At 54.5% G+C, this 26,536-nt stretch carries 21 protein-coding genes; 4 read left to right on the top strand and 17 right to left on the bottom strand.

The features are described 5' to 3' along the window. Positions 1 to 35 precede the first annotated feature (35 nt). From HCQ99_RS05170 to HCQ99_RS05135, 8 genes are all read right to left on the bottom strand, one after another. Positions 36 to 626: a hypothetical protein gene (locus HCQ99_RS05170; RefSeq protein ID WP_166986931.1), complete on the bottom strand. Its 591-nt coding sequence runs from the start codon at positions 624 to 626 to the stop codon at positions 36 to 38. Beyond that, positions 623 to 1,897 carry a hypothetical protein gene (locus HCQ99_RS05165; RefSeq protein WP_166986928.1) on the bottom strand — a complete coding sequence of 425 codons (1,275 nt, stop codon included), beginning with the start codon at positions 1,895 to 1,897 and terminating at the stop codon, positions 623 to 625. The genes HCQ99_RS05170 and HCQ99_RS05165 overlap by 4 nt, the downstream gene beginning before the upstream one ends. Continuing rightward, positions 1,884 to 2,696 carry an ATP-binding cassette domain-containing protein gene (locus HCQ99_RS05160; RefSeq protein ID WP_166986925.1) on the bottom strand — a complete coding sequence of 271 codons (813 nt, stop codon included), beginning with the start codon at positions 2,694 to 2,696 and terminating at the stop codon, positions 1,884 to 1,886. Before HCQ99_RS05160 ends, HCQ99_RS05165 begins: the two co-directional genes overlap by 14 nt. A gap of 282 nt (positions 2,697 to 2,978) precedes the next feature. Next, positions 2,979 to 3,215 carry a hypothetical protein gene (locus tag HCQ99_RS05155; protein WP_166986922.1) on the bottom strand — a complete coding sequence of 79 codons (237 nt, stop codon included), beginning with the start codon at positions 3,213 to 3,215 and terminating at the stop codon, positions 2,979 to 2,981. Beyond that, complete coding sequence (locus tag HCQ99_RS05150; protein WP_208317177.1) at positions 3,208 to 7,470, bottom strand: DEAD/DEAH box helicase; 4,263 nt, start codon at positions 7,468 to 7,470, stop codon at positions 3,208 to 3,210. Before HCQ99_RS05150 ends, HCQ99_RS05155 begins: the two co-directional genes overlap by 8 nt. 141 nt (positions 7,471 to 7,611) lie before the next feature. Beyond that, positions 7,612 to 8,925, bottom strand: a complete 1,314-nt coding sequence (locus tag HCQ99_RS05145; RefSeq protein ID WP_208317176.1) for a uracil-xanthine permease family protein — start codon at positions 8,923 to 8,925, stop codon at positions 7,612 to 7,614. A gap of 98 nt (positions 8,926 to 9,023) precedes the next feature. After that, positions 9,024 to 9,221 carry a hypothetical protein gene (locus HCQ99_RS05140; protein ID WP_166986919.1) on the bottom strand — a complete coding sequence of 66 codons (198 nt, stop codon included), beginning with the start codon at positions 9,219 to 9,221 and terminating at the stop codon, positions 9,024 to 9,026. Beyond that, positions 9,218 to 10,000 carry a CYTH domain-containing protein gene (locus HCQ99_RS05135; protein WP_166986916.1) on the bottom strand — a complete coding sequence of 261 codons (783 nt, stop codon included), beginning with the start codon at positions 9,998 to 10,000 and terminating at the stop codon, positions 9,218 to 9,220. The genes HCQ99_RS05140 and HCQ99_RS05135 overlap by 4 nt, the downstream gene beginning before the upstream one ends. Before the next feature lie 9 nt (positions 10,001 to 10,009). Here HCQ99_RS05135 and HCQ99_RS05130 point away from each other — a divergent pair, with 9 nt between their 5' ends. Next, positions 10,010 to 10,540, top strand: a complete 531-nt coding sequence (locus HCQ99_RS05130; protein WP_166986913.1) for a hypothetical protein — start codon at positions 10,010 to 10,012, stop codon at positions 10,538 to 10,540. A 94-nt stretch (positions 10,541 to 10,634) separates the two neighbouring features. Next, positions 10,635 to 12,746, top strand: a complete 2,112-nt coding sequence (gene acs / locus HCQ99_RS05125) for an acetate--CoA ligase (protein WP_166986910.1) — start codon at positions 10,635 to 10,637, stop codon at positions 12,744 to 12,746. 112 nt (positions 12,747 to 12,858) lie between these two features. Here the strand turns inward: acs and HCQ99_RS05120 are convergent, their stop codons facing one another. From HCQ99_RS05120 to HCQ99_RS05100, 5 genes are all read right to left on the bottom strand, one after another. Further along, positions 12,859 to 13,560, bottom strand: coding sequence for a gamma-glutamyl-gamma-aminobutyrate hydrolase family protein (locus HCQ99_RS05120; protein WP_166986907.1), 702 nt, complete (start codon positions 13,558 to 13,560; stop codon positions 12,859 to 12,861). Then, the gene (locus HCQ99_RS05115; protein ID WP_166986904.1) at positions 13,557 to 14,273 is read right to left on the bottom strand and encodes a substrate-binding periplasmic protein; all 717 of its coding nucleotides are present in this window, start codon (positions 14,271 to 14,273) and stop codon (positions 13,557 to 13,559) included. Before HCQ99_RS05115 ends, HCQ99_RS05120 begins: the two co-directional genes overlap by 4 nt. Continuing rightward, entirely contained in the window at positions 14,273 to 15,736 is a 1,464-nt protein-coding gene (locus HCQ99_RS05110) for a glutamine synthetase family protein (RefSeq protein WP_166986901.1), read from the bottom strand. The genes HCQ99_RS05115 and HCQ99_RS05110 overlap by 1 nt, the downstream gene beginning before the upstream one ends. Before the next feature lie 62 nt (positions 15,737 to 15,798). After that, positions 15,799 to 16,989 (bottom strand): cytochrome P450, encoded by a 1,191-nt coding sequence (locus HCQ99_RS05105; RefSeq protein WP_166986898.1) that lies wholly within the window; start codon positions 16,987 to 16,989, stop codon positions 15,799 to 15,801. Continuing rightward, positions 16,989 to 18,623, bottom strand: coding sequence for an APC family permease (locus HCQ99_RS05100; RefSeq protein ID WP_166986895.1), 1,635 nt, complete (start codon positions 18,621 to 18,623; stop codon positions 16,989 to 16,991). Before HCQ99_RS05100 ends, HCQ99_RS05105 begins: the two co-directional genes overlap by 1 nt. Before the next feature lie 275 nt (positions 18,624 to 18,898). Here HCQ99_RS05100 and HCQ99_RS05095 point away from each other — a divergent pair, with 275 nt between their 5' ends. Continuing rightward, on the top strand, positions 18,899 to 19,348 hold the full coding sequence (locus tag HCQ99_RS05095; protein ID WP_166986891.1) for a flavodoxin domain-containing protein: 450 nt from the start codon (positions 18,899 to 18,901) through the stop codon (positions 19,346 to 19,348). Between the two features lie 68 nt (positions 19,349 to 19,416). Next, a complete protein-coding gene (locus HCQ99_RS05090) occupies positions 19,417 to 20,679 on the top strand; it encodes an FAD-dependent oxidoreductase (RefSeq protein WP_166986886.1) in 1,263 nt (420 codons plus the stop codon). A gap of 30 nt (positions 20,680 to 20,709) precedes the next feature. Here the strand turns inward: HCQ99_RS05090 and HCQ99_RS05085 are convergent, their stop codons facing one another. From HCQ99_RS05085 to HCQ99_RS05070, 4 genes are read right to left on the bottom strand one after another with little or no spacing between them, the layout of a single operon-like run. Beyond that, positions 20,710 to 21,702 carry a C-terminal binding protein gene (locus tag HCQ99_RS05085; protein ID WP_166986883.1) on the bottom strand — a complete coding sequence of 331 codons (993 nt, stop codon included), beginning with the start codon at positions 21,700 to 21,702 and terminating at the stop codon, positions 20,710 to 20,712. Positions 21,703 to 21,753: 51 nt separating this feature from the next. Further along, positions 21,754 to 23,349, bottom strand: coding sequence for a thiamine pyrophosphate-binding protein (locus tag HCQ99_RS05080; protein WP_166986879.1), 1,596 nt, complete (start codon positions 23,347 to 23,349; stop codon positions 21,754 to 21,756). A 24-nt stretch (positions 23,350 to 23,373) separates the two neighbouring features. After that, on the bottom strand, positions 23,374 to 25,056 hold the full coding sequence (locus HCQ99_RS05075) for an amidohydrolase (protein WP_166986876.1): 1,683 nt from the start codon (positions 25,054 to 25,056) through the stop codon (positions 23,374 to 23,376). A 39-nt stretch (positions 25,057 to 25,095) separates the two neighbouring features. Beyond that, entirely contained in the window at positions 25,096 to 26,421 is a 1,326-nt protein-coding gene (locus HCQ99_RS05070) for an MFS transporter (RefSeq protein WP_166986865.1), read from the bottom strand. Positions 26,422 to 26,536: the final 115 nt, after the last annotated feature.

Raw genomic sequence — 26,536 nt, 5'->3', positions numbered from 1 at the left:
GGATGATTTGGTCGCACCATATTTTTTACTGATCATCACTCTTTAACCCGGCAACAGATGCCGGTTTGTAAAACGATGACAGCTGCAGCAAATAAAACACCCACCGTCCACCAGGCATACTGGGCATCAGCGCCCACAAAAGCGATAACCGCATACAAAAGATTAGATTTAGGGTTAATAATCAGAGGAATAAAAATAAAAATAATTCCACAGCTTGCAGCAATCCAGTAGTCCATAAGAACTGTAGCAATCACCGCAATACTCATTATGCCAAGCGCTGCACGCAACGGCGCAAAGGCGTCTAGTGACCCCTGAGCACCCAATAGCCAAGCGACCAACAGAAGCGCTACACCAACACAGCCGCTCAGCATGAGGAACTGAATTACGCGGTTAAACCCCAGTCTTCTCGCAGTGAAGATCTCAAGCCAAGCATTTTGCGAAGTCAGAGTGATAGCGCTAGCGAAACCCACAAGCGACTGTGCAAAAACGCTTAAAGGCAGAGCGATAGCTGAATGGTCGCGATGCATAACAAACGCTGGTCTGCCCCAGTAAATCAGTGAAAACTCTAACAGAAAAACAGTTACCGCTATCAGCCAAAAGCTCCTGCTGCGCAAAAACAGCTTCATAGCGATCCAAAATCTGATTTATTCCAGGCGCAGTTTTGCATATTATATGTATGCTCAGTAACCCATTTTTTAGCTTCCTCAATCGACAGCGAATGCAGCCAGTTTAAACGATCGATCTCGGCCTTACTAGCACCTCCAACATTAGATGGCAACTGTCTAAGATCAGCAAGCCAAGCAGCAACTACTACATCACCAGCAAGCCCTAACTCACCAGAGAATGGCTCACAATTAGTTATTTGATTCAGCCAAATAACGTCCACCGAGTCCTCAAACATGGGTCTTGAAGCTATGCTTAGCGGAACGGTACCTTTAGGCAAATCCGAATAATCAAAATCATCATCGGTCAGCTGACGCAGTGAGTCGAATCGCAAATCTGATTCCGAAAACAACTCTGAGATTCTTCCCCACCCGGCAGCAATCTCAGCACCTAAGGGTTCATATTCTTCAATGAGCGTTAGTTTAAACCCTGTTCGCGGATCAGTAACAGTTACCATTTTCGGCTGATTGGCTAGCATCGGACTATTGTTAGTTTTTACCGTTGCAAAACCAACAATCAAAACCGGCACGGCAAGTAGCGCAAAGGTTGTGAGCCGCAGAGTTTTGCGCGACCCTCGCACAAGGTAATAAACCACGAGCAAGGCTAAAATGTAACCGCCCACTATAAGCAACTGGCCACTATAAAACAGCGGGTTAGGTACTGTTACCGCAAAACCATCCTGATAGTTCATCGGGCTCAGCCACAATAAAGACCTGATTTGCCAAAAATAGTTTCGAGATACATATATAGCCAATGCAACTGCGCCGGCCAACGGTATCGCAGCCCAGTGTGAAATTAGAGCAGCAACTGTATGCCCTATAGCTAAATAAAGCAGGCAGACAAACAGCGCCATCAACACCGCCGGCCACACTGGTGTACCCCTTAAAGATAGAGACACACCACGCAGTAATAAAACTAAAAAGGCCACCATCGAAGCTACTACAAGCCAGAACGCATCAGCCAATATCTGTAACGCTCTTACTGCCGCCACCGAACGCACGGCTGCAGCTTCTGTTTCATGCATTTTTTGTCTTTTGCTGCGCAAACCACTCCAAGCGGCTAAACAGCAAATAAGCGGAGCAATATAGGCCTGCGCCGCAAGCATTTCAGTGGTGACGCTAGTCCAAGTTGCTAACCACTTATACGAGTTAGAAACCGCAAACACTACTGCAACCGCATAAATAACGAAGGCACCATATTTAAACGGTGATGTGCGCAGTTCAAGGGATAACATTTGTCTCCCCTCTATCTTTGGAAATTACTTTCAGATATCCCTTCTCAAGCGGAGTTATTTCTGCGTTGCGTAATGTTGCATCTAACAGATCGGTTTGCGCCTGTGCTTCAAGCTCTGCTGGGGTGCCTGTAAAACAGTTCTGACCGGCTTCAAGAATTGTTATTTTCTGGGCGAGAAATCGCACATCTTCAACCAGATGAGAGCTTAAAATAACTGCGCTAGTTTCTGCTAAATCACTTATCAGTTTTCTAAACTTCACCCGCTGCTCAGGGTCAAGACCAGTTGTTGGTTCATCCAGAATTAATAGTTTTGGGCTGTGAACAATTGCTTGAGCGATTCCTGCTCGCCTTCGCATGCCACCTGAGAGCTGCCCCATCTTCTTACTGCGAAGCTCAGTAATGCCAACCCGTTCGAGCGCAAGTTCCGCACAGGTTCTTGCTGTAGCTGAAGGAAGCCCTTTCAGCCAAGCCGCGTAGGCAACAAATTCCAACACAGTAAAACTTGGCACGTAACCAAACTGCTGCGGTAAATAGCCAACATCCGACATAAGCAGCTGTCTTTCGCGGCGCAGGAAAGGGTTGAACCCGAGCACTTGAATCTCACCAGTACGCAACCTCACCGTCCCAAGGATGGTTTTCATGAGGGTTGATTTTCCCGCACCGTTTCTACCGATAAGCGCGGTTATCTCATCATTGGCAACAAAATCTAAACCCTGTATTTGAGGTTTTCCTATGCGCCTATAAGAAGCTGCTGCTCCGATAACCTCGACTATCGGAGCAGCAGCCACTTTAGCAACCAACTTTCACACCTAACACTGTGACGCTGCACACCCACGGGTAAAAATTGAGAATTACTTTGTTGTTTGTTATTGGGTTTTGAAATCGTTTGTGTGTACATGATTACCCACCGATATTGATCGTCGTTGATTATTTTGGGGTATCACAGTATATTGCTGCGACTTAGCAAAAAATTTGCTATCGAAGTGCCTCATATTAAATTTTTGACAAAGGTAGCACGCCTTAACAAGAAAAGCAAATATTAATTGCTTATGCAATTATAGATCTACATTAGAGTGCGTAATCTAGTGGGTTTTCCCGTAATGAGGCGGCACCTCTGCCCGCAAACGTGCCGCATTCTCAGACTTCTCATTCCCACCAAAAGGCTGATCACCCCAGGTTTCTGGGCGATCCGCAAGCGGCTGCGAGTCTAGCGCACCGAGCGTCGGAGCGTCATCTACGTAAGCAGGTGTCGGGCGCGTCACGCGGCGACTTTTGCGCCCTTCCCGCTCTGCACTCTCAGACTGCCCTGCCTTAGTCATCGGTGGCTGATTCTTCCGCTTCTGAAGAATCTTCCGCTTCTGCAGCAGCTTCCACAGCACCTGCAGAGTGCGAATCTGCAGACCCATCCTCCACTCCCTGAGCGGTTTCAGTTGCGCTGTCAAACACCTCAGTTTCAGTTTCAGCTTCAGCTTCAGCAACAGTGGTGGCAAATTCAGCTACCGCCGCCGCTCCGGCTGCGCGCTCCTCAAAGATAGTGGCTGTGTCATTTTCAACAACATTCACGATCTCTGTTTCGGTATATGCGACAGTCTCCTGCTCTGCCAGCCGTTCGCGAGCAGCAGCGGTTTCGCGATCCCAACCGATGATGCCCGCCACGCGCTCCGCAACCTCTTGTGGGTCGCTGAACAGGTCGAAGCTCTGCACCCGCTGATAGTGCCACCCGAGACGACGCAAAAGCGCCGGGCGCAAACGCAGAGTGTGCCTCATACTCTCATCTTCGCCGCTGAAATCGATGTCAATCGCAATCGCGCGATCACCCAACGCCGCCGCAATCGGAATCACACCCTGATAGTTCAAAGCCACCTTCAGACCCAAGCGATGCAGCCGTTCTGCCAGCTCAGCAACCATAGAGTCAGGCTCTGCTGGCAGCGTTGCCTCAATCTCCGGAGCCGGTTCAGCTCCCAGCACGGCAGCCAGCTGATGCACACCGTAACGAGGATTGATGCTCTCAAGATGCTGCGCTCTGAAACAGCTGACAACAGTCATCGCACGACGGGCACGCGTCATCGCAACCGCGATAAGACGCTCACCGCCCGGCTGGCTGAGCGGGCCAAAATCAGACAGCACACGCCCGTGCGGCGTGCGCCCGTAACCAATCGAGAAAATCACGCGATCGCGGCTGAGCGCACTCGACTGTTCGATCGTCACAACCGTGAACGGCTCGGCGTGCTCACCCAACAGGAAGTCGCGCAACTCAGGACGTTTCGCAAAAGCAGACAGCACCGACTGCCACACACGCACAGCGTGTTTTGCGCTGGCGGTGACAACCATCAGCGACTCATTCGGGCGCTCCTCAGCGTGCTTTAATACGAGAATAACTACACGCTCAACCTCAGCGTCGGTGCTTTCAACAGCGCCGCTTTCCGGATCTGGCAAGCCCTGACCGCCGCGCACATACTCATGCACAAGACTCGAACGGCCGAGGAAAGAACCTGCCCACGGCATCGACTCAATCTGACCCTCATAGAACTTCTCGTTCACGAGTTTGGTGAGATCAGCCCCGCCCGCCCGATAGCTGCGCGTCAACTGCAGTTCTGGCAGCACCTTCCGCAGCGCACTGTAAACGCTCTCGGTGAGTGGCTGAGCGCCAGCTGCGACGCTATCTGTTTCACGCACACCGACCTCAAAGCTTGAGGGTTGCTGAATCACCGGATCGCCGAAAGCAACAACCTGCTTGGCGCGCCGAATAGCGCCAACAGCTTCAACCAGCGAGATGCCGGCAGCATCAACTATCAGCAGAGTGTCAAAGCGCATCTGCGAAGGCAGAAGCGACACCTCGTACGGGCTCATCGCCCACACCGGCGCTAAAATACTCATCAGCGTTGGAGCAGTTTCTAAAAGAGCGGTCGGGCTTGCACCACCAGCGCGCAAAGCCTCACGCAATGCCTTCGCCTCATTCCGGTGGTCTATCACTCCGACTCGCCAAATATCAGCCAACTGCGACGCAAGAATTGCGCCATTGGCACCCGCATGCGCATCATCAACGAGACGGAAATCAGACTCGAGACGCTCCACAACACCGGTATTTGCACTGAGCAGGGCGGGATTATTATGCAGCATCGTTTCCAGCGCGGTCTGCCACCACGCCTGTTCTAACTCTGCCGCAACTTCATCGGCTGGCACATGGCGTGCTGACAGATCATCAAGCAGCTGCCCAAGATCAGCGTCACGCAACTGCTCCATGATCGCGGTGCGTTCCTGAATATTTTTAAGGACTTCACTCTCCTGCGCAAGGGCGGAAATGCGATGTGCGAGAGCTGAAACTGAAAGGTTGCGTAACCGCTGGTCATCGCTAGCTACACCCAGCACCGCATCAAGCTTTTCAAGGTCATCGTAGACACGCTCAAAGTTTGCTGCGACCTCAGCTAGGCCGAGCGGCACCTCTTGGCGCGCACCAGGAATAGTGCAGTACCGATGCCACAGCACCCGCTGCTGTTGAATCGCCTTCAAACGCTCAAACATATCGTTTACGGTCACACCCGGCCGCACATACTCACGCGCTAGTTTCTTCAGGCGGCGGCGGTTTGCCGCTGACATAGTATCGTTTGCGGATCGCGGTGCGTGCGCCGCGATGACCTCACTGAGCGACCGCTCATAAACCTCTGGCACGAAACGGTCTAGGGTCTCACGAATACCCTCAAACAGGCGAATGTAAATCCCCAGCTCGGTGATGCTTTCGTATGGGCGCAGTGAAGTCTGCACAATCATTTCACCGGCTACTGAGTGCAGGCGCGGCAGCTTGGTTTCAGCCAAATCCACTGCGCGTGAATAGGCGCTGCGCGCTTCTTCTGTGCTGTTAAAGCTCACCCCGTACCAGGGCGAGTCTGCCGGCCCGTAATCAAATTGACCAAGTCGCGCTGCCTCTATCAAAGCATCCGCAACAGCGCTACGATCAAGCGCCAGTGACTGCAGCGCGGAATGGCTCAGGCGCACAGTTGTCTGTGGCGCGTTGGGAAGCATCGAAAGTTTCGCCAGCTCTCGCAGCGCCGTTAACGGTGTCACGTTTAGCTGTTTGTCTTCGGTATCAAGCGCATCGCGATAATCAATCAGCAGATTGCGCAGGCGCACCAACGCCTGATCAACGTCAACAGCTGGTTGTTGGTTGCTGACCTCATTTCTGCGAATCGCCTCCACAAGTGAGCGACGCAGCCGTCGTGGGGTCACGGCGAGACCGCCCAGACCGACTCGGTTTAGACGGTGCGAAATTCCTTCAATGGTTGCATGACGCGGGGAGACAACCAGCACTCGTTTACCTGCTCGCACTAGCTCACCGATAGCGTTAACGACGGTTTGGGTGCCGCCGGTGCCCGGCAGGGTGTGTACGGTTAGTGAGTGCCCGGCAGCAATCTGACTAATGACGTCATCCTGCTGCGAATCAGCGTCATAGAGCAGTCGATCATTTTCAGGTGTGCGACTGTTTAACGGCGTGGGGTTCACCGGCTTGTATGCACGGCGCAGCTGTTCGATCGCGGTCGGATCACCTGCGACAGCACGCAAAACAGGGGTGTCAAGGTCTTTTAAGTCCTGCACCATACGGTGTGATATTCCGCTAAACGATGAGGCGACAAGGCGCGGCTCAACGGTGAAACCCGCAACCCCTGCAGCCATCATCCGGAGACGGTCGATAACAGGTTGCGGTTTAAAAACACCCTCGGACTGCGATAGCGCGAGCAGAGTGCGAGCGTCTATCGCAATACCAAACTGTTGGTAGAGCACCCGAATTAACTCAGGGTTGACAGTCGCCGTGCCCTTCAGTTTGATTTCAAAATCGCGGCCATAGCGGCGAATAGCGAGCGGGCGCAAAAGCACGGGAGCTGCAAAGCTCTCCCCCTCGAACACCCATTTAGCGATACCAACGCCAAGGTGCACAGTCTCAAGCCCGCGCACATTTCGCATCTCGAGAGCCTTCGCAGCAACATTAGCCGCAGCACGCTTCGCCTTGCGCAACGCAACATCATCGCGTATCAGTTGAGAAAGAAGGGTTTTTTGGCCGGTAATAAACTGCGCAAGACCGCTTGGGTGTGTGGTCGAAAGATCAATGCGGTTGCGCTCTTTATCCTCGAAGTGCAACAGTGGATTAACGCCACCGAGACGGGCAGTAGCCTCCCGCCAGGAAGCGTGGAGCACATCAAATTTTGGAGTCGGAGCCGGCATCGAAGCGGGCTTCTCAGCATGTGGTGCTTGTGCGGTTGCAGCCTCTGCGGCAGTGCCGCTAAGCGATTTTTTACTCCCCGCTGTTTTCAGCACCGGCTGCTCAGCAACCGCTTCCTCAGCAGCGCGGTTGTCTCCCTGCGCAGGATGATCTGCCTTCGCAGCCCGCGCCTCAGCAGCCTGCGCACCCGCTGGGTGTGTGGGCGCAACCGGCCCAGTCTCTACCGGGCCAGCTGTAAAAGCGCCTGGTTCAAAACGGCCAGTGTGAATTACCTCTGTTTCACCGGTGTCTGCAGGCAGCTCTTGACCAGCACCATTGCCGGCGTTGCTGTTACGACCAAATAACTTTCCAAAAGACCACACCTAAACAGCCTATTGCGAAATTCTTTGAATTTCCCCGAACAGCGCCGACTAGCTGTGATTTATATTCCAGAAAACGCACATACACACAGCGCTAACTCTGCTTCAGCATGCACGCAGCAGAGAAGTAGCCGGATCAGCTAACTAGGCCGTCAAGTTTGCCCGATCCGCCGTATCAGGATTGCGGTCACCGCGCAGCCGCCCGACCCAACTCATACCGTGGTAAACAACGAGCGCTGCAACGGTGCCGAGGGCGATACCGTTAAAGTAAAAATCACCGCTTTCGATGGTGAAGTTAGCGATACCAACAATCAGCGCAATAGCGGCAGTGAACTGGTTTACCGGCCTGTTGAAATCAACCCGGTTATCGATCCAAATTTTCACCCCAATTAAACCGATCAGGCCGTACAGTGCAACTGTGACGCCGCCGAGCACTCCGGCCGGGATTGAGTTGATAACCGCACCGATTTTAGGTGAGAAAGAGAGCGCTATCGCAAACAGGCCCGCAACCCAATAGGCAGCGGTTGAGAACACTCGAGTGGCTGCCATAACACCGATGTTTTCTCCGTAAGTGGTGGTGCCAGCACCGCCACCGAAACCTGCGAGGGCAGTGGCAATACCGTCAGCAAAAAGTGCTCTACCGGTCACCGGATCAAGGTTCCGATCGATCATTAGCCCAACCGATTTTACGTGCCCAACGTTTTCGGCAATAAGCACCAGCACCACCGGCAGAAAAACGGGTAGCAAACCCCAGAGAGCCGGGTTTGCAAACGGATTAGCCATGAGATTAAAGGACGGCAGCCCGAACCACGCTGCGTCCACAATTGCTTTAGTATCAACCTGCCCGGCAAGAAGCGCCGCAATGTAGCCAACTATGACTCCGAGCACGATTGAGAGTCGCCCAATAAACCCTCTGAAAACCACGGTTATCAGAAGAATTGAGCTGACTGTAATCAGCGCTATATACGGTGCAACAGAAAAGCTGTCGCGCACAACCGGCGCCAGGTTGAAACCGATCAGCGCCACAATTGTGCCCATCACAACAGGTGGCATCAGTCGGTTGATCCACCCCGAGCCAACAAAATGCACCAGCAAACCGATCAGGAACAGCAGCAAACCCGTTGCAAAAAGCCCGAAGCCCGCGGCCCCTGTATCCCCGTCGTTAGCCGCAATTGCCACCCCGATTGGGGCGATAAACGCAAAAGAAGAACCGAGATAGCTCGGCACCCGATTACCCGTAATCGCAAGGAAGATGAGGGTGCCTAAACCAGAGAAGAAGAGTGTAGCTGTCGGTGACAGACCTGTGATCAGTGGCACTAGGAAGGTCGCGCCAAACATCGCTATCACGTGCTGCGCACCAAACCCGATGGTGCGCGCCCATGTCATACGCTCTTCTGGAAGCACACGCGCATCCGGAGCCACGTTTTTACCGTTACCGTGTAGCTTCCAATCAAACATTATTCTCCAAACATTGCAGTTTAATTAGCGCCTGTTAAGCACACACCCAATTCTAGTGAAGAGCCTAGGCGCCACAGCAGCAAGGGATTTGCACCCGTCTAACGGCGCTTTCTCACATGCTCTTCTGGGCCGCCCGGTGTGGTGACCAAGCCAACAATCGCACCGAAAACGGCGCCGGTGAGAGTCCACAACCAGAAGTTAAAAATGAGCGCACACACAAAACCGACTACAACACCAACACAAATCCCGAGCACCACCTGCGCGATACGCTGCTTGCGGGTTACCTTTTTGCTCATTTGTTTGCACCAATCCGCCGCGCGATGCCGCGTAATTCTTGAATACGGGTGTTTCGTTCAGAAGTCGTTACATCAGCTGTGTCGGCTTGCAGTTCCTGTGCGGCAAGCCGATCCGCAAGGTCTTGCACAGCTAGCGCCGCGATCCTTTCCGCCGCAACCCCGCTAGCTAGCGCCCGCGGAATTAATGCTCCTGCCGCGCGCGCTATTTTGCTATCTGCGAGAGAGCGTGCAGCACCCGCAGCGAGCAGCGCTTCCTGCAGTGTTTGCAGCGCGCTGTGATCCGTGGTGAGTGCCTCAATCTCCCATTCCCGCCAAGCTCGAGTGACGCCATTCGTCCGGTCTGTAGCGACTACGGCATCATCGGCGATTTCGTAACGGGCAACGGTCGCCTGATCGTGCAGAAACGTGATTTTACGCTCAGTACGTATTTCCGCAACAACTTCAAGCCGCTCCGCGCTGCCTGGCACAAGAGTGTTGAGGTGTGTAGCCGCACCCGCCGGAATTTCGTCGCAAAACTCCCAGCTGGTCTCTTCCTGCGTAGTCTCATTAATCCGGGTTTTAATATGCCACCCTGCGTCATGCCCACCGGCACGCCGCCGCACCGCAGTGCCCACCTTGGCAAGCGCGCGATCGGGCGTATCGAAGTAGACCGCCTCAAGCTGCACCACTTGAATCGGCTCAGGGTCTAAGTGGGCGGGCCAACGCTCTGGCAGCTCAGCTCCAACTGGCGCCTCAAACTTCAGCTCAACCTCGTGATGCACACTCGCATTTTTAGACATACTTTAAGCATGACAGATTTTGTGCAGTCTCAGATTCCAAAGCTTGTGCTTGAAGCTGTGCGCGATCTGCAGAATGCTGGTGCGCGGCCTGAGGTGCTCGCAAACTGGCGTAGGCGTCGCAAACTCCTGCTATTCGGTGGCAAATGGCGCCTGGAGACACTGGGTGAAGCCTATCGAGTCGGGGTGCTGTTGCTGACAGAAAGTGGTGAAATTTGGTGCGCCGAGGGGCAGACCCGTGCCGCAAAACGGGAACGTCTTGGCGTTGTTTCAAACTCGCAGGAGTATCGACGCGATCTTGCCGGGCTCGCATACGACTCCGGATATGCGACTGGCACGGTGATAAATTTTGGCTGCACAAAAATGCCGCAAGACGAACAGGATTTGCGAGCTCTGGCGGCAGATCCGCAAGCTGTGATTGCGCTTTCCGGTAACACCCTGAAAGTGCGCTGGCGCGCCGCAGCGGATCTTGCGCAGGCGCCAAGTTTAGAAGCCTATTTGCGCGATCGGGTGTCACTAATTTTAGAGAACTCGCGCAGCTAAATTTAACTGTAAAACTCTGCCCGTGAAAGAGCATCCACAGCGGAGTTGTCTATAATTAATGCAGTTATTTAACGGCAAACAACGGGGTAAGTCAATGTCTGAAGATCACGGCACAATCGAAAGTCTCTCGCTGCACGGGCTGGAGCGCGAAACATATGCGCCACCGGCTGAATTTACAGCGCAGGCGAATATCAGTGATGCGACTATTTACGACACCGCAAAATCTGATCCTGATGCCTTTTGGGCTGAGCAGGCGCGCACGCGACTAACCTGGTCAAAACCGTTTACTGAGGTTTTAGATTGGTCGAATCCGCCGTTTGCGAAATGGTTCGCAGATGGTGAACTAAACGTGGCCTTTAACTGTCTTGACCGCCACGTGCTCGCGGGCAATGGAGACCGTGTTGCGCTGCATTTTGAGGGTGAGCGTGGTGATACTCGCACCATTACTTATAAGGAGCTCACCTTCGAGGTGAAACGCGCTGCGAACATGCTCGCAGCTCTCGGGCTGCAGGCGGGGGATCGGGTCGCGATTTATATGCCGATGATTCCTGAGGCAGTTATCTCGATGCTCGCGGTCGCGCGTCTGGGCGCAACCCACTCGGTGATATTCGGTGGTTTCAGCGCCGACAGTCTCAGAGCACGTATCGACGATGCTGCGGCGAAGCTTGTTATCACGGCTGACGGAGGCTTTAGAAAAGGCAAAGTGTCACCATTAAAGCCAACGGTAGACGCGGCTCTTCAGCTTGCTAGTAACGATGGTGAAACATCAAGCGTTGAGCGTGTTATCGTTGTGCAGCGCACCGGTGAAGATGTCGATTGGGTAGACGGGCGTGACCTATGGTGGCACGAGGAGATAACCGCGTTTGAGGGGGATCACAAAGCGGTTGGGTTCCCCGCCGAGAATCCGCTGTTTATTCTCTACACATCCGGCACAACCGGCAAGCCGAAGGGCATTTTGCACACCAGTGGTGGCTATCTCACGCAGGCTGTGACAACTCATTCAAATGTTTTTGATTTGAAGCCGGAGACAGATGTTTACTGGTGCACCGCCGATGTTGGATGGATCACCGGTCACACATATGTTGTTTACGGCCCGCTCGCAAACGGTGCAACGCAGGTGCTCTACGAGGGCACCCCAGACACTCCTGACTGGGGTCGCTGGTGGCAGATCATCGAGAAATATAAAGTCTCAATTTTCTACACTGCGCCAACCGCGATTCGCTCCTGCATGAAAGTTGGGCGCCAAGTGCCCGCGCAGTATGATCTATCATCTCTGCGCCTGCTCGGATCCGTCGGTGAGCCGATCAACCCGGAGGCGTGGCGCTGGTATCACGAGGTGATCGGCGGCGGGGTTGCCCCTATCGTTGACACCTGGTGGCAAACTGAGACCGGTGCGATCATGATTTCTGCGCTGCCGGGGCTCACCACCTTAAAGCCGGGATCTGCTCAGGTGCCGCTGCCGGGGATCGCGGTAAATATCGTGACCGATGAGGCTGTGCCGGTGCCGCACGGTTCGGGTGGTTTGCTTGTGGTTGAGCGGCCGTGGCCGTCAATGGCGCGCACCGTTTTCGGTGACGATCAACGCTACATTGACACCTACTGGTCAAAATTTGGCGATAAGTATTTTGCCGGTGACGGCGCGCGGTTTGATGACGACGGAGATGTCTGGCTTCTCGGTCGTGTGGACGATGTACTAAACGTGTCTGGGCACCGTCTCTCTACCGCTGAAATTGAATCAGCGCTGGTTGAGCATCACGCTGTCGCCGAAGCAGCGGTTGTGGGTGCCTCTGATGAAACTACGGGCCAAGCGGTTGCGGCCTTTGTCATTTTGAAGAGTCAACAGCATCTGGTGACCGCAGACAGCGCGGAAGCTGAATTGAAAAAACACGTTGCGAACATTATTGGCCCGATTGCGCGCCCACGCGATGTGTTCATAGTTGATGAGCTGCCAAAGACACGGTCGGGCAAGATTATGCGTCGCGTGCTGCTCGATATTGCCGAGGGCCGTGAAATTGGCGACACCACAACACTGACCGACGTTAATGTCGTGCTAGACATCTCATCCGCTGTTGATGAGCATGATGGGGTTGGGCCTGCTGCGCTCACCCCTGGCTCGACAGGCGGCGAGGCTGCGGCGCTTGTCGGATCGGCAACGCCCCAACAGAAGAAGAAAAAAGGATTCTTGGCTAGGCTCTTTGGGCGGTAGCAGAGACCGCCGCCGTTAATCCCGTACCGCCGCCCTCTGTTGGGACGTGCGGTAAACACACAGCGGCGCGCTGACAGGTATTTCCTCCTGCCAGCGCGCCGTGATGCGTGGTTTACGCTGTGGTTCTGTGTGATTTCGCGGCCGCGACAACCCATTCAAACAATCGCGCGTCAGACGCGATACGCTCGAAACGGTCTTCTGGATGCCACTGCACCGCCACGATCTCGAACTCTGGATCTTCAATCGCCTCAACGGTGCCGTCTGATCCGTGCGCGACGACGCGCAGCCCATCACCTATGCGGCCAAGCGCCTGGTGGTGATAGCTTGACACGTTAACCGTGTCAGCCCCGTCGAACAGAGAATGCAAAAGCGAGTCAGAAGCAATCGCAACGTCATGCTCTGTTCCCACATGATCCTTTGAATTTTCAATATCTTGAATCATGTCACCGCCACGGTGCACGTTCCACAATTGCATCCCACGACAAATTAAAAGCGCAGGGATGCGGCGTTCTTCAGCAACAGAAATAGCACGCAGATCGGCCTCATCCTGACCCTCAAAATCGGTTGGTCCGTAAGTTGGGTGAGGATCCTGCCCGTATCGGCTCGGGGTCACATCGTTCCCACCGGGGAGGACGATTCCCGCTACGCTATCCCAGATCTCATCAGGCGCAAAGGGACTGATAAGCACGGGAATTCCGCCGGCAGCCGTAATAGCTTTCACGACGGTATCCGATACTGTGGATCCGCTCTTGCGGAGCCCCTTGACCTGCGCAGAGGACATAGCAGGGACTCCGATCAGCGGTTTTTCACTCACTTAGTTGCTCCCTCTAAGGATTCTTCCGGATACGGCAGATGCGGAAACCACTTGTTCCACGCTGCTTTGAGCTTTCCGTTCTCGATGATCGTGGTCATCGCATCGTTGAGGAGACGGAACATCTCAGGGCAATCCTTCGCAACCCCAACGCCCCACGGGTTTCGGGTTTCTGCGGTGAATGCTAGATCAAAGTCAGCTTCTTCACCGAGCGGCACCGTCACCACATCATCATCCACCATCGCGTCAACCTCACCGGATCGAACCGCCTCAATCATGTCTGAGAAGACATCATCGCTGGCTCCGAACGGCACCAGAATAGCACCAGGGAAAGTTTCTGCCAATCGCATATTTGCACTGTTAGCAATCGCAGCAACCTTGTACCCGTTGAGATCTTCAGGGCTGCGCGCCGGATCTCCTGCCCTAACAAGCACCGATTCGTTGAAGACCGCATAGGGTCGCACAAAGTCGACCTGCTCTTCTCGTGAGGGGATAATTCCCTGGCCGCACAGCACTGCATCAACACGGTGCTGCTGCACCGATGGCAGCATGTCATCCCAGGGCATCATAACCCACTCGACTACCCTGCCGGTTGCTTCAGCGAGCAGCTTAGCAACCTCTGGTTCATAACCGTCGCGCACACCGTTCGCATCTGCGAGCCCAAACAGTGGCATCGCGGGTGAGTCGATACACGCCAATCGAAGTTTTTCTGTCATTAGGGGATCGCCTCCCAGTACTGGTTGAACTCCCACTCGGTAATCGCACCGCAGTAGCGAGCCCAATCATCATATTTCATCTCATAGTAAAGCTCTGCCAGTTTTGGCGGGAGCACGGCCTGCACAAGTTCGCTTGATTTAAACAACTCAAGTGCATCACCAAGGTTCATCGGCATCGCATCGCCCTCAGTGTCAGGCTTTGGTGGCTCGATCTGCTCACCGATACCAGCCGCAGCCGCAGCAACAAGCAGGCCGTGTGACAGGTACGGGTTCACCGCAGCATCTGGTACGCGCACTTCCGCGCGACCGTTTGCCGAGATTCTCACCATAGCGCCGCGTGAATCAAGACCCCAGTTGCCGCGAGCTGGCGCAAACTGGCCTGGATCCCAAAAGCGTTTGTAGCTGTTCACGGTGCTCGAGAAGACTGCCATCATGCCGGGCGCATACTTCAGGATGCCGCCGACAACCCACCGGCCGATTTGGGACAGGTGCAGCTCAGTGCGGCCCGGGTCTTCAAAGGTGTTGTTGCCTTCCTCATCCCACAGTGAAATGTTGTGGTGGCAGCCGTTACCCATTGAACCGGCGTAAGGTTTTGGCATGAAGCTTGCTTGAACACCAAATTCGCGAGCAACCTGCTTGCAGATCTGGCGGTAGGTGACAAGACGATCCGCTGTGTTCTCGATCTCATCGAACATCCAGTTCAGCTCGATCTGACCCCTGTCTTCAAAGTCGCCTTCGATCATGTCAAAATCAAGCTCTGTTGCATACTCCTGCACACGCTTGTATATAGGTCGCATGACCTCAAGGTTGTCCACCTGATAGGCGGGGCTGTGGCCAGGAATAATATTCGTCTTAATCGACTCACCAGCCCAGACCATTTCAGGCTCCGTGCCAGATTTCATCGTCAGGCCGAACACATCTTTCATAACCTGGTGGATCCGCTTCATGGTAGCGCGTGAATCCACCTGCAGTGGCCGCCCGCCAACCTCGTTGAAGTGATCTGGCTCGTATGCTGAGCAGAAGATGCGACCAACCTCACCGTCCCAAGGCAGTGCTTGGAAAGTTTCCGGATCTGGCAGGCCGATGAATTCCTTCGCATCGACACCGCCACCAATAAGGTTGCCGAAAATATTCGTTTGCAAATCGCTCAACGCGGTGCGGTGAAATGCGATTCCTTTTTCGAGATTGCGAACAAAGTGTTTTGCTGGAACCATCTTCGCAACGGTGCGTGAACCAAGCGTTGGGAGCATATAGTAGATGTACTTCACTCCTGAACGCTCAATTTTTTCACTCAGCTCTGCAACAGTCTCTTGTTTTAGATTGTTCTCCCGGTGGCGGCTCGCCGCACCGTTGTCAGCGAGAGCTTTTTCGAGTTCTTTGTGAAAGGTTTTTGCAAGATCCTTACCAGCCTTCTGCGCTGCAACGATCTTTGCTCCAACCTGTGATTTTTCTGTAGTGGCCATATCTCCATCCGATTTTTATTTATGTGATGTGCCGCTGCATCGTTGCCGCGCACACCGGGTCGTTAGCGTTTTGTGAAAGACACGGGAAGACGCTCTGGGCCCGTGTTTCCTGAATCTGGCAGCCATTCCTGATCCTCACCAAGTTTGAGATCAGTGATGCGGGTTGCCAGCGCAGGCAGTGCCGCCATCATGTCAGACCTCGCGACGAAGTGACCAATGCAGTGGTGAGCACCGCCGCCGAAAGCAAAGTGAGGTTTGCGGACGGCATCGAGGTCAATCCTGTTTGGATCTTCGAACGCCTCCGGGTCACGCCCAGAGGTTTCAGTGAACATGTGCACTGTGGTGCCTTTTTCAATCGTCAAGCCCTTGTGCTCAAACGTTTCAGCCGCTTCGCGTGTCACCCAGCGAGTGGTTGGGTTCAGACGCAGTGCCTCCTCAACAGCGGCTTTTCGATACTTGTCAGGATCCGCCGCAAGCTTCTCCCACTGGTCAGGCTGTTTCGCAAACGACGACAGCGCAAGCCCCAGCTGATTTCGGGTGGTGTCCATGCCTCCGAAAATGAGGAGCACAATCATGTTCTCCAGCTCTTCGTTAGACAGCTGGTCGCCCTCTGCGTTTGCTTCAACAAGTCGCGTCACGAAATCGTCTTGTGGGTTCTTGCGACGATCCTCGAGGAGGTCGCGACCATACTGCTGCAGCTCCTTTAACGCAGCATCGATAGTTTCGATCTGTTCCTTAATGGTGATACCAAGCGCTGCGCCGACCTTCGACCCTAGATCGTTGATGTGAGCCCACTCAGTTTCAGGGATCCCAAGCATGATGCACAGAACACGGGTGGCAAACGGAGCTGCGAACTCCTCAACAAACTCAACCTCACCCTTATCAATCCAGTTGTCAATAAGCTCGTTTGCTAAGGCATCGAAGCGATCGCCAAGATCTTTAATCTTTCTTGGCGAGAAGGCTGGCTGCACAAGGCGGCGCAAGCGGTCGTGATCGTCACCTTCAAGCACAAGCAGGTTTTCTTTCCACCAGTCATAGAAGACACCACTGTGGACACCGTTCAGATCAGGCCACTCAGCACTGCCCTGCTTAAGATTTTTACTCTTCATCAAAGCAGCATTGTCTTCATAACTGAGCACCGCAAGCCCGTAGTTAGTTTTTGCGTACCAATTTGTTTCTCGTGCCTGTTCAACTTCATCAGAGCTGATAGCGAAATTGCTATCAGCAATATCTAGGTACGCGGATTCCGACATTATTTTTCCCCTTCAGTATTTTGTGAATTTTTCGCTGACGAATCGCTGCTCGACTCATTTTGAGGAGCGTGGGGGTAGTAGTGTGGCTTGCCGCCAGAAAGGAGCACGGCCATATCAACAATTTCTTCGGATGGAGCAATTGGACTTGCGTAGTGCATGTTAACGACACCCGTGTGTGCGTCACCTGCTGGCCCACCACCGCGTTTGTCTGGACGTGTAGTAAAGAGATAGATGACACCGATTACAAGCACTATCACACCGACAGCAGAGACGAGATAGCGCTGGAACCAGTTTTCAGCGTCTTCAACCGGCCAAACCAACATGATCATCGCAGCGATTTGGTAAAGACCGGCAGCGATGGTCACTGGCCATCCCCAACGGCCCATCTTGAACGGCCCCTTTGGCTGCCATCCCTTTAGGCGAGCACGGAATGATGCAAGCACCGCCGAGAAGAAGGCGAGGTAGATGCCGAGTGATGCAAACGAAATAACCGCAATCAGCGCGTCGGCCGAGAAGAGCGACACAACCACGATCAATGCTGGCAGAATACCCGCAACAAGCAGCGCGTACGGCGGAACAGCTCGTTTCACAGAGAACTTGCGCAGTGCGCTCCAACCTGGAAGCTGCTTGTCTCGTCCCATTGAAAATAGGAGTCGTGATGCAGCTGCTTGGAGGGAGATCGTGCACGATACGTACGAGATCATAATGAGCAGCAGCACGATTTTAAAACCGATTGGGCCGAATGTGGTCTGGAATATTCCAGTGACCGGGTCTGTGTTCTCACCGCGAATCACCGCTGCATAATCTGGAATTGCAAGGATCAAGCCCATGCCGATGAACATTGAGGCAACACCGCCAACGTAAAGCGTGGTGCGCATCGCTTTCGGGATCACACGACCCGGATCCTTAACCTCTTCTGCGACGTCACCGTTTGCCTCGAAACCGTAGTACAGGAAGATTCCAAGGATTGCAGAGAAAGCAAATGCAACAAACAGTGGTTCGTTTTCTTGTACGTCTAGTGGGCGGAAATCGGTGAAGAATACGCTGAGGTCGTGCTGACGAGCGGCAACAAGCAGCCAAATTCCGATTACTATGGTTGCAATAATTTCAAGCGAGAAACCGATAAACGCAACAACTGACAGGAGTCTGGTTCCACCAAAGTTCATGAGCGTGGAGAAGGCGATCACCACCAGAGCAAGAATCACGTTTGTGCCTGGGTTCGTCTCGATTCCCAAGAATGCGCCGAGGAACGGCCCGACACCAAACGCAACGGAAGCAATCGTGGCGTTTATCGCGACTGCGTATACCCAACCACTCATCCACCCCCATTTTGCGCCCCAGAGGCGGCGGTTCCAAGGGTAAATACCGCCGGCAATCGGGTATTGGGAGACAATCTCGCCGAAGACAAGAGCAACAAGTAGCTGCCCGAGGCCCGCGACTACAAGCGTCCAAAATGAAATCGGGCCCGCTATCGCAAGCGCGAGCCCGATGGTGGTGTAAACACCTACTACGGGAGATAGATACGTAAATCCAAGCGCGAGGTTTCCCCAGAAACCCATTTCACGTTTGAATCCCTGTTCTGAGTGCTCATCATGAGCATTTGAGAGAGCAGCTACTGTGGTGCTATCAGTCATTAGATATCCTTATCTTCAGCGTCATTGCCTTTGACAAAAAGGAATTAGATCACAATGTTAGCGCTTTTGCAAAATTTCCTTAACCGCACCGCGTGTTAAATCTTCGTAGCTGCCTAACGTCGCATAAAACCTCGAAGTTTCAGGCTTTTCTGCTGCTCGCCGCGCCGTGTTCGTGTCCATTTGCATTTGCTCACCGAAGTTCGCAAAATAGATAAAGTTACTACTGGTTCAAGTAAATCAGGGTGCAGCGTTGCACCCAAGAAGGGAAGTCTCTAATGGCTGTTCGCATTCTGTTTGGCACCGAGAGCGGTAACGCGGAGCTTGTCGCATCCGATATCGAAGATGCTCTTGCAGCAGAAACTAGCGAAGATCTTGATGTAGATGATCTTGCAAACGTTGACGTAAATGCGTTTAATAGCGACGATCGCTATCTCATCATCTGTTCAACACACGGCGAGGGCGATCTGCCCTACAGCGCACAGCCGTTTGTTGCCGCACTAGAAAATGAAAAGCCCGATCTTACTGGCGTGCGATTCGCAGTGTTTGGGCTTGGCGACAGCACTTACGAAAATTATTCGAAGGGCAGCGAGCGAGTAGTTGCCGCTCTTGAATCGCTCGGCGCATCTCGTGTTGGGGAGTATGGGCGTCACGATGCGGCATCACCGGATGATGCATCGGATCTTGCGGTTGCATGGGCACCAGAGGCCCTCGCAGCTTTTGAATAAATCACACACAACGCCGCCTATTCGCTAATACATCTTCGTCTGCAACGACGCGCATTGATTGGATAATGATGTCTGACTCAAACTCACCTAAAATAGCCATTATCGGTTCTGGGCCATCGGGTTGCTACTCTGCACAGGCGCTGCTTAAGACCGTCCCAAATGCAGAAATTACGGTGTTTGATCGTCTGCCAGTTCCATTCGGTCTTGCGCGGTTTGGTGTTGCAGCTGACCATCAGGGCACCAAGGGTGTCACAAAGCAATTTGCGCGTCTTTTCGAGCGTCAGGGTGTCAAGTTCGTTGGCAATCTCAATGTTGGCGAGCACGTTGAGTTAGATACGATCCGCGAGCACTTCGACGCGGTTATTGTCGCAACCGGACTCCATGAGGATCGGCAACTCGACATCCCAGGAAGCGCTACACCCGGTGTGGTTGGTGCCGGATACATCACCCGCGCGTTAAATAGTCACCCCGAAGCAAAGCTGCCACTTGACTACTCGCTCGGCGAAGTCTGCATCGTTGTCGGGGCGGGAAACGTAGCGATCGACTGCATGCGGCTCCTGACTAAGAACGGCACTGAGTTTACCGGCTCAGATGTGCACGACGACAATCATCAGCAGCTTAGCGGGAAGCTCCGTGAGCTCCACCTCGTCAGTCGCAGCGGTGTTGATCAAGCGAAGTTCGATGATTCCATGCTGCGTGAGATGACTCACTTTGAGCATGTGCGCCATGAACTTCACTTTGGGTCGGGTGACCTAGCCGCGGTGACAAACGAGAATCGGCGGGATATCCTCACCATCTTGCAGGATAAATGCACCGATGCAGACCCAGAGCTACGTGGGGTTATTCACTGGTGGTTTGGGTTCGCACCGCACGAAGTGCACGGTGGCAATCTCGTAGACACACTCGAAATCGTGGGCGAAGATGGCACCCACGCACTAATAAAGACCGACAGTGTTATCACCGCCATTGGCTTTCAGGGTGATCCGCTTGTTCCGGTTACTGAGGCAGGGCGCGAGACCGGCAAGATTGAACAAGGTCTCTACGTGGGTGGCTGGGCTCGCCGCGGGCCTCGGGGCACAATCGCCTCACAGCGAATCGATGCGCTTGAGCTTGCAAAAATTATTGGTGCGGATCTCGCCGATCTTAACAGCACAAAGTCTGGTGTGGCCGGACTCAATCTCACCCCCGGCAGCACAATCGACTATGACGGTTGGAAGCGAATCGAGCAGAAGGAGATTGAGGCCGCACGCAGTGGGCGGGCGCGACACAAGTTCGATAGCATCGAGGAGATGCTGAAAGAGGCCGGTATGCAACCGACCTCACAGCACTAATCGACAGGCTATTGCTGCAGCTGCTCAATCTCAGGGAGTGTTTACGGGGTTCTTTGGGCGCCCGGTTGCTAGCCAGCTCGTAGCGTTCTCGGCTTGAATTCGAACATATTCTGCATCGGTTCGATTCGAGTAGTACGCAATGTGCGGGGTGAGCACAACGCGGTCGTGAGAGAGAAGAGGATGGTCTGCTGCCGGCGGTTCTTCATCAAGCACATCCAGAGCGAGAGCCGCAAGCTTCCCCGCATCGAGCGCATCACGGGCATCTTGTGAGTCGATCAGCCCACCGCGTGAGACGTTCACAATAATTGCACCATCGGGAAGCTCTGCGATAAACGCACGGTTGATCATCCCCTCGTTTTCATCCGTCAGCGGCACATGCAGGGAAAGCACATCAGCGCCGCTCTGCAAATCTGCAAGGCTTTTGCGCTCAATACCGTAGCGCGCAAGCTCTGCGCGGGTTTCGTCGGTGTCCGGAAGGTAGGGATCGTAGCCCACAACCCTTTGAAACAACGGTCCGGCGATCGCGGCGAAGGCCTTCCCAATCCGGCCGAGCCCCACAACGCCGAGTGTTTTCTCACTCAGGCGCACAGGGGCAAGCGGAGCGCGAGCGTTCCACTGTTCAGCATCTGCAACCGCGTGTGCGGTGTAGAACGACAGCTGCCGCACAGCGGCGAGCAGCAGTGCGAGCGCGTGCGTTGCAACCTCTTCGGTTGCGGCACCCGGTACATTTGTGACCCACACTCCGTGCTCATTCGCCGCCTCAATATCAACATTGTTAAAGCCCATCGACATTAAGGCGATAAGTTTCAGCTTGGGCAGTGCCTCAATCAAGCTGCGCGGCGCCTCCGCATAACCGAGCAAGAGCACTTCCGCATCCTGTGACGCGGCAATAATGCGTTCAGTGTTTCGCGTGCCGAGGTATCGCACCTCAAATCCGGCGTCTTCAAGCAGACGCACACCGCTTTGAAAGTCGGTGTCGTCCATATCTGTGTAAACCGCAACCGGCTTCTGGTTTTCATTCATAATGGATCCTCCAAAACAGTGGGGCGGCTGGCCTAAACAGGTAAAACGGAGCTATGCGAGTGGCAGATGGATGAGCTGCAGACCGCCAGCAGCAACTGCTGCTTCAATAGCCTTATCAAGCTCCTCTGCGGAGCTAATGCGTGTGCCTGCACCGCCACAAGCGTTAGCGAGCGCAGCCCAATCCGGCTGCACGAGATCAACGGCAACCGGGTTGATACCTGCCGCGATCTCGTTGTCTTTAATCTCGGCAAAGCCGCCGTTGTCAACAACCAGAATGACGATGTCAAGATTCTGTTCAACAACCGTAAGCATCTCGTTGAAGCTGAACATAAATGCCCCGTCGCCGGTGACCGCGACCACAGGCCGCTCTGGGGATGCGAGTTTGCTACCGATCGCGGCCGGCAGCCCATATCCGAGCGTCGCATATGTTGCCATATAGGCCACAGAGCGCGGGTTGCGCACCTGCAACATGTTCAGCAGCCCCCAGTAGGCAATCTTTGAGGAGTCTGTGGTCAGGATCGCATCTTCCGGCAGCGCCCGCGCAATCGCTTGGCCGACCGAGGTGTTGAGTGCGTCGAGCTTTTCGGATTCTTGTCTAATTGCGGTAAGTGTTGCGGGCACGTCAATGGCCGAGGTGCGATCCGCATCGTCAAGCAGCTCTGTGATCGCGGCCACGGCTGCAGCCGCGTCGGCACGAATACCAACGGTTGCTGGCTGATTCTTGTTGAGCTGTGATTCGAGCACATCAATGCGCACAACTTTGCCCTGCGCGCGCAAGGCATCCACCCAGAGTTCAGCCTCACCGAGTTTTGATCCGACCACCAGCAAGACATCAGCTTTCTGAGCTACCTCTCTTGCAGCTGCAAGACGCAGATTAGAGCCGAGTGCGAGTGGATGGTGCTCATCGATAACGCCCTTGCCGTTGAGTGTTGTAACCACCGGAGCAGCAAGTTTTTCAGCGAGAGCCTGTATCTCTTGCCCCGCCCGTCGCGCACCGCCGCCAGCCAGAATCACCGGATTCACCGCATCAGAAAGCAGCGCAGCAGCCTCTGCAATCAGTTTCTTATCGGGGCTTGGCACCGGCTCGAACTGTTTTGCGGCAAGTTCAGAGGCAGAGATCGAGGTTTCTTGCTCAAGGATGTTTAGTGGCACCTCAATGTAAACCGGTCGTGGGCGCCCCGTCGCAAACAGCTCGAAGGCGTCGTGCACCGCCGCAACCGCTTCTTCTGCGGTTTTCACTCGGCGACCCCATTCAACAATCGCGGCAGCAGCTGAGAGCTGATCCTTAGTTTCGTGAAGTGTGCCTGAGTCAGAGAACTCTGCGCCGAGGGCGACACCGGGTGAGAGAATAATCATCGGTCGTGACTCTGCGAATGCGGTGCCTGCTGCTGAGAGCGCGTTCAATAGTCCGGGACCGCTCGTAGTGATCACAACACCAGGCAGCCCCGTCTGGAGCGACCAGGCATCTGCCCCGTAGCCGGCTCCTTGCTCGTGTCGGGTCGTCACCGGCCGGATACCCAGCGTCTCGAGTGGTCGATAAAACTCAAGGTTGTGTGTGCCGGGGATCCCAAAGACAGTGTTAATGCCGTAGTTGGCTAGGGTTTCCAGCACAACCCATCCGGTAGTGCGCTTCTGTGTCGTAGGCATATATTTTCTCTCTACATGCTGTGTTTATAGTGGGTTATCAGTGTCGGTGTCCCAGACGCATTCGCCGTCTATCCAAGTGCTCAAAACAGAAATTTTACCTATCTGCTCCGCTGGAACAGACAGGGGGTCGGCTGAGAGCACGGCGAAGTCGGCGCGTTTTCCCGCCGCAAGCGATCCCAATTCATTTTCGCGCCCGAGTGTGACCGCGCCTTCATACGTGTGCGCCAGAAGCGCCTCACGTGCTGAGATGCGCAGCGCATCAGCTCCCAGCTGCACACCGCGACGTGTGACACGGGTCACGGCTGCCTGGATCGCTTCGAGTGGTTTCGGCGGTGCCACCGGAGCATCCGATGAGATTGTGATCGGCACTCCCGCGTCGCGAAACTCTCCGAGCGGATTGAAGCGCTCACCGGGTGTCCCAATCGCTTGGGTCACGCCTTCGCCCCAATTGTAATAGTGCTGCGTCTGGTTGACGGGGCGGATCCCGAGGGCTGCCATTCTGGTGATTTCTGCAGGGGCGGGCAGGCCGCAGTGCTCGATGCGATGCCTAGCATCTGCGTTCGGATACTTAAGCTGTGCAGCCTCAATTGCATCGACGCACATTTTAATCGCAGTTGGCGATTGGGCATGGGTTGCGGTTTGCAGCCCAGCTGCGTGCGCCAGTCTCACCAGCTCGGTGTATTCCTCAGGTGAGTGATAGAGCAGCCCAGTGCGGCACGGATCCCCCGCATATCCTTCAGGAAAATACGCGGTCCAGCCGCCGAGGGTGCCGTCAGCATAGAGCTTGATGCCTGCTGTTGCCAGGCGGGCGTTGCCGAATGGAGCAACCAGCCCAAGATCAAGAATCTGGTTAAGCAGATGCGACAGAAAATACATCGAGACACGCATCTTCAGCTCGCCGTGCTCAGCCAGGTCAAGATAGGCGGCCATTTCACGCTTGCTCACCTGCGCATCACCGACAGTGGTCACTCCGCCGCGAAAGAATTCGGTCTGCACAGCGCGCAGCTGCCGCCGGTGCTCGGCGGGCTCATCGCTGAGATGAAAGTTCGGGCCGTGGTGGCCAATTTTGACACCGTGGGTGCCGGTCAGCACATTGGCGGCGGCGTCTGAGAGCTCACCGGTAAGGTCTCCCTTAGCGTCTCGAAAAAACTCGCCACCGTCCGGGTTAGGTGTGTCACGCGTCACTCCGTGCACTGCAAAGGTAAAGGAGTTTACGACCCCGCCGTGCCCGGAGGCGTTCATAATGTAGACCTCGCGTGATGTTGAGACCTGGTCGAGCTCCTGTCGGGTGGGGTGTCGCCGTTCAGCTAGGTTGCGCTGTTCGTATCCGTAACCGCGCAGCGCAGCCCCCGGCGGAAGCTGCTTTTCTGCCTCCCGCAGCAGGGCAACAATCTCCGTAATGTTCTTAGCTTTGTCCGGCCCAACATCCACCCATGACAGCATTTGTCCGTACATCAGCGGATGAGCGTGCGCATCTATAAAGCCGGGCACAATTGTTGCGCCTGGATAGTCCACCCTGTTCACTTCTTCCTGCTGCGCCAGCGCGATCCGTTCGATCTCAGCAACAGAGCCAACGGCGAGCACTGATCCCCTATGCACAAGCAGCGCAGTTGCGCTCTCAGCAGCAGGGTTCAGAGTGTGAATACGCTCTGCGGTCACAATCGTTAGGGAAGAATTACGGTCATCAAATGTTGCAAGTGATTTCATAATGTATTCCCGCCTGGATGGGAATCAGGCATCAAGCCTCTATCGTGCGCCGGTTGTTTTCACAGCGGTGGTTCTGGGCAGCTCATCGATGTACTGCGGCGCGAGCCACATGGCGATGAAGTTTAGCGCCGCCATCACAATAAACTGCCACACAACGCTCCAGTCTGTGCCGGTCATTTCCACAAGCGTGACCGAGACAATTGGCATGAGGCCACCCCACAGCGCAGCACCGAGACCGTATGCCATTGACATTGAGGTGTAGCGTGCTTGCGGGCGGAACATCTGCGCCATGATAGTTGCGAGCGGTGCCCAGGTTGCGCTCATCGCGATACGGATCAGGGATACGAGAATGTAGGTCAAAGCCAGCTGCTGCCCACCGATTGCGAGCATTAGCGGGATCATGCAGACGACCGCACCGATTAAGCCGATGTACATCACCTTCTTTGAGCCAAGCTTGTCTGCGAGGGCCGCAACCGGCAGTGTCACCAGGAATTCCACAAAAGATGCGATGGTCATCGCAAGCAGAATATGCCGCTCACTAAATCCGATGGCTGGGCTCGTTGCGTAATTCTGCACAAATGTGGTTGCCATGGTGTAGCCACCTGACGGCACCAGCACGATAAAAGCTCCGAGAATGATCGGCCACCAGTTGCGGCGGATCGCATACCACACGGGCGCACCCTGTTCTGCTGATTCCACCTCAGTCTCAAAGACCGGGGTTTCTTCAGTTTTCTTACGCACCCAAAAGCCCACAGCGATGAGGGCTGCGCTCAGCAAGAATGGGATGCGCCAGCCCCACTCCATCATCCACTCTTTGCCAAACAACTCCATCACATAGAAGATGCCGGTCGCTAGGAGGGCGCCACCGGGGTTGCCCAGCTGCGTGAAGCCGCCGAAAAAGCCCTTCTTATCTGCCGGTGCGCTCTCCACGCTCATGAGTGCGGCACCGCCCCACTCTCCGCCGACAGCCAAACCCTGCGCAGCGCGGAACAGGAGAAGAAGGATCGGCGCTGCAACCCCAATCGCCGCGTATGTCGGCAGGCAGCCTACTGCGACAGTGGCGACACCCATCATTACCAGAGTGATAACAAGAGCGGGTCTGCGGCCGAGACGGTCACCGATGTGACCGAAAATGATTCCGCCGAGCGGGCGGAAGAAAAAAGCGACTGCGCTGCTTGCGAGCGCGGCGATCGTTCCGACGAAGCGATCCTGTTCCGGAAAGAACAGCGTTGGAAAGTATATTGCGGCAGCCGTTGCGTAGACGTAAAAGTCGTACCATTCAATCGTGGTACCGACAAAGGCGCCCCAACCGGCACGATACGCGCGTTTGCGCTCTGCGGGGGTCCAAGTTTGAGTTGCAGTCATTATTAAGCTCCCTTGCCTACAGGTATGTGGGAGATACTATCCAGATTTAACGATCATATGTGAGTAATAATCAATGCGATTGCGTGATATACAAATCATTTGTGTAATTTTAGAT

This window comes from Canibacter zhoujuaniae (assembly GCF_011752015.1).
Lineage (GTDB): Bacteria > Actinomycetota > Actinomycetes > Actinomycetales > Microbacteriaceae > Canibacter > Canibacter zhoujuaniae.
This window is presented reverse-complemented; position numbering and strand designations above follow the sequence as displayed.

Bases quoted from the DNA above. Each gene is read 5' to 3' on its own strand.
- HCQ99_RS05110 (WP_166986901.1), bottom strand. From the start codon at position 15,736: ATGGCCACTACAGAAAAATCACAGGTTGGAGCAAAGATCGTTGCAGCG.
- HCQ99_RS05095 (WP_166986891.1), top strand. From the start codon at position 18,899: ATGGCTGTTCGCATTCTGTTTGGCACCGAGAGCGGTAACGCGGAGCTT.
- acs (WP_166986910.1), top strand. From the start codon at position 10,635: ATGTCTGAAGATCACGGCACAATCGAAAGTCTCTCGCTGCACGGGCTG.
- HCQ99_RS05115 (WP_166986904.1), bottom strand. From the start codon at position 14,273: ATGACAGAAAAACTTCGATTGGCGTGTATCGACTCACCCGCGATGCCA.
- HCQ99_RS05130 (WP_166986913.1), top strand. From the start codon at position 10,010: ATGACAGATTTTGTGCAGTCTCAGATTCCAAAGCTTGTGCTTGAAGCT.
- HCQ99_RS05100 (WP_166986895.1), bottom strand. From the start codon at position 18,623: ATGACTGATAGCACCACAGTAGCTGCTCTCTCAAATGCTCATGATGAG.
- HCQ99_RS05090 (WP_166986886.1), top strand. From the start codon at position 19,417: ATGTCTGACTCAAACTCACCTAAAATAGCCATTATCGGTTCTGGGCCA.
- HCQ99_RS05135 (WP_166986916.1), bottom strand. From the start codon at position 10,000: ATGTCTAAAAATGCGAGTGTGCATCACGAGGTTGAGCTGAAGTTTGAG.
- HCQ99_RS05105 (WP_166986898.1), bottom strand. From the start codon at position 16,989: ATGTCGGAATCCGCGTACCTAGATATTGCTGATAGCAATTTCGCTATC.
- HCQ99_RS05170 (WP_166986931.1), bottom strand. From the start codon at position 626: ATGAAGCTGTTTTTGCGCAGCAGGAGCTTTTGGCTGATAGCGGTAACT.
- HCQ99_RS05070 (WP_166986865.1), bottom strand. From the start codon at position 26,421: ATGACTGCAACTCAAACTTGGACCCCCGCAGAGCGCAAACGCGCGTAT.
- HCQ99_RS05080 (WP_166986879.1), bottom strand. From the start codon at position 23,349: ATGCCTACGACACAGAAGCGCACTACCGGATGGGTTGTGCTGGAAACC.
- HCQ99_RS05145 (WP_208317176.1), bottom strand. From the start codon at position 8,925: ATGTTTGATTGGAAGCTACACGGTAACGGTAAAAACGTGGCTCCGGAT.
- HCQ99_RS05075 (WP_166986876.1), bottom strand. From the start codon at position 25,056: ATGAAATCACTTGCAACATTTGATGACCGTAATTCTTCCCTAACGATT.
- HCQ99_RS05155 (WP_166986922.1), bottom strand. From the start codon at position 3,215: ATGACTAAGGCAGGGCAGTCTGAGAGTGCAGAGCGGGAAGGGCGCAAA.
- HCQ99_RS05140 (WP_166986919.1), bottom strand. From the start codon at position 9,221: ATGAGCAAAAAGGTAACCCGCAAGCAGCGTATCGCGCAGGTGGTGCTC.
- HCQ99_RS05165 (WP_166986928.1), bottom strand. From the start codon at position 1,897: ATGTTATCCCTTGAACTGCGCACATCACCGTTTAAATATGGTGCCTTC.
- HCQ99_RS05085 (WP_166986883.1), bottom strand. From the start codon at position 21,702: ATGAATGAAAACCAGAAGCCGGTTGCGGTTTACACAGATATGGACGAC.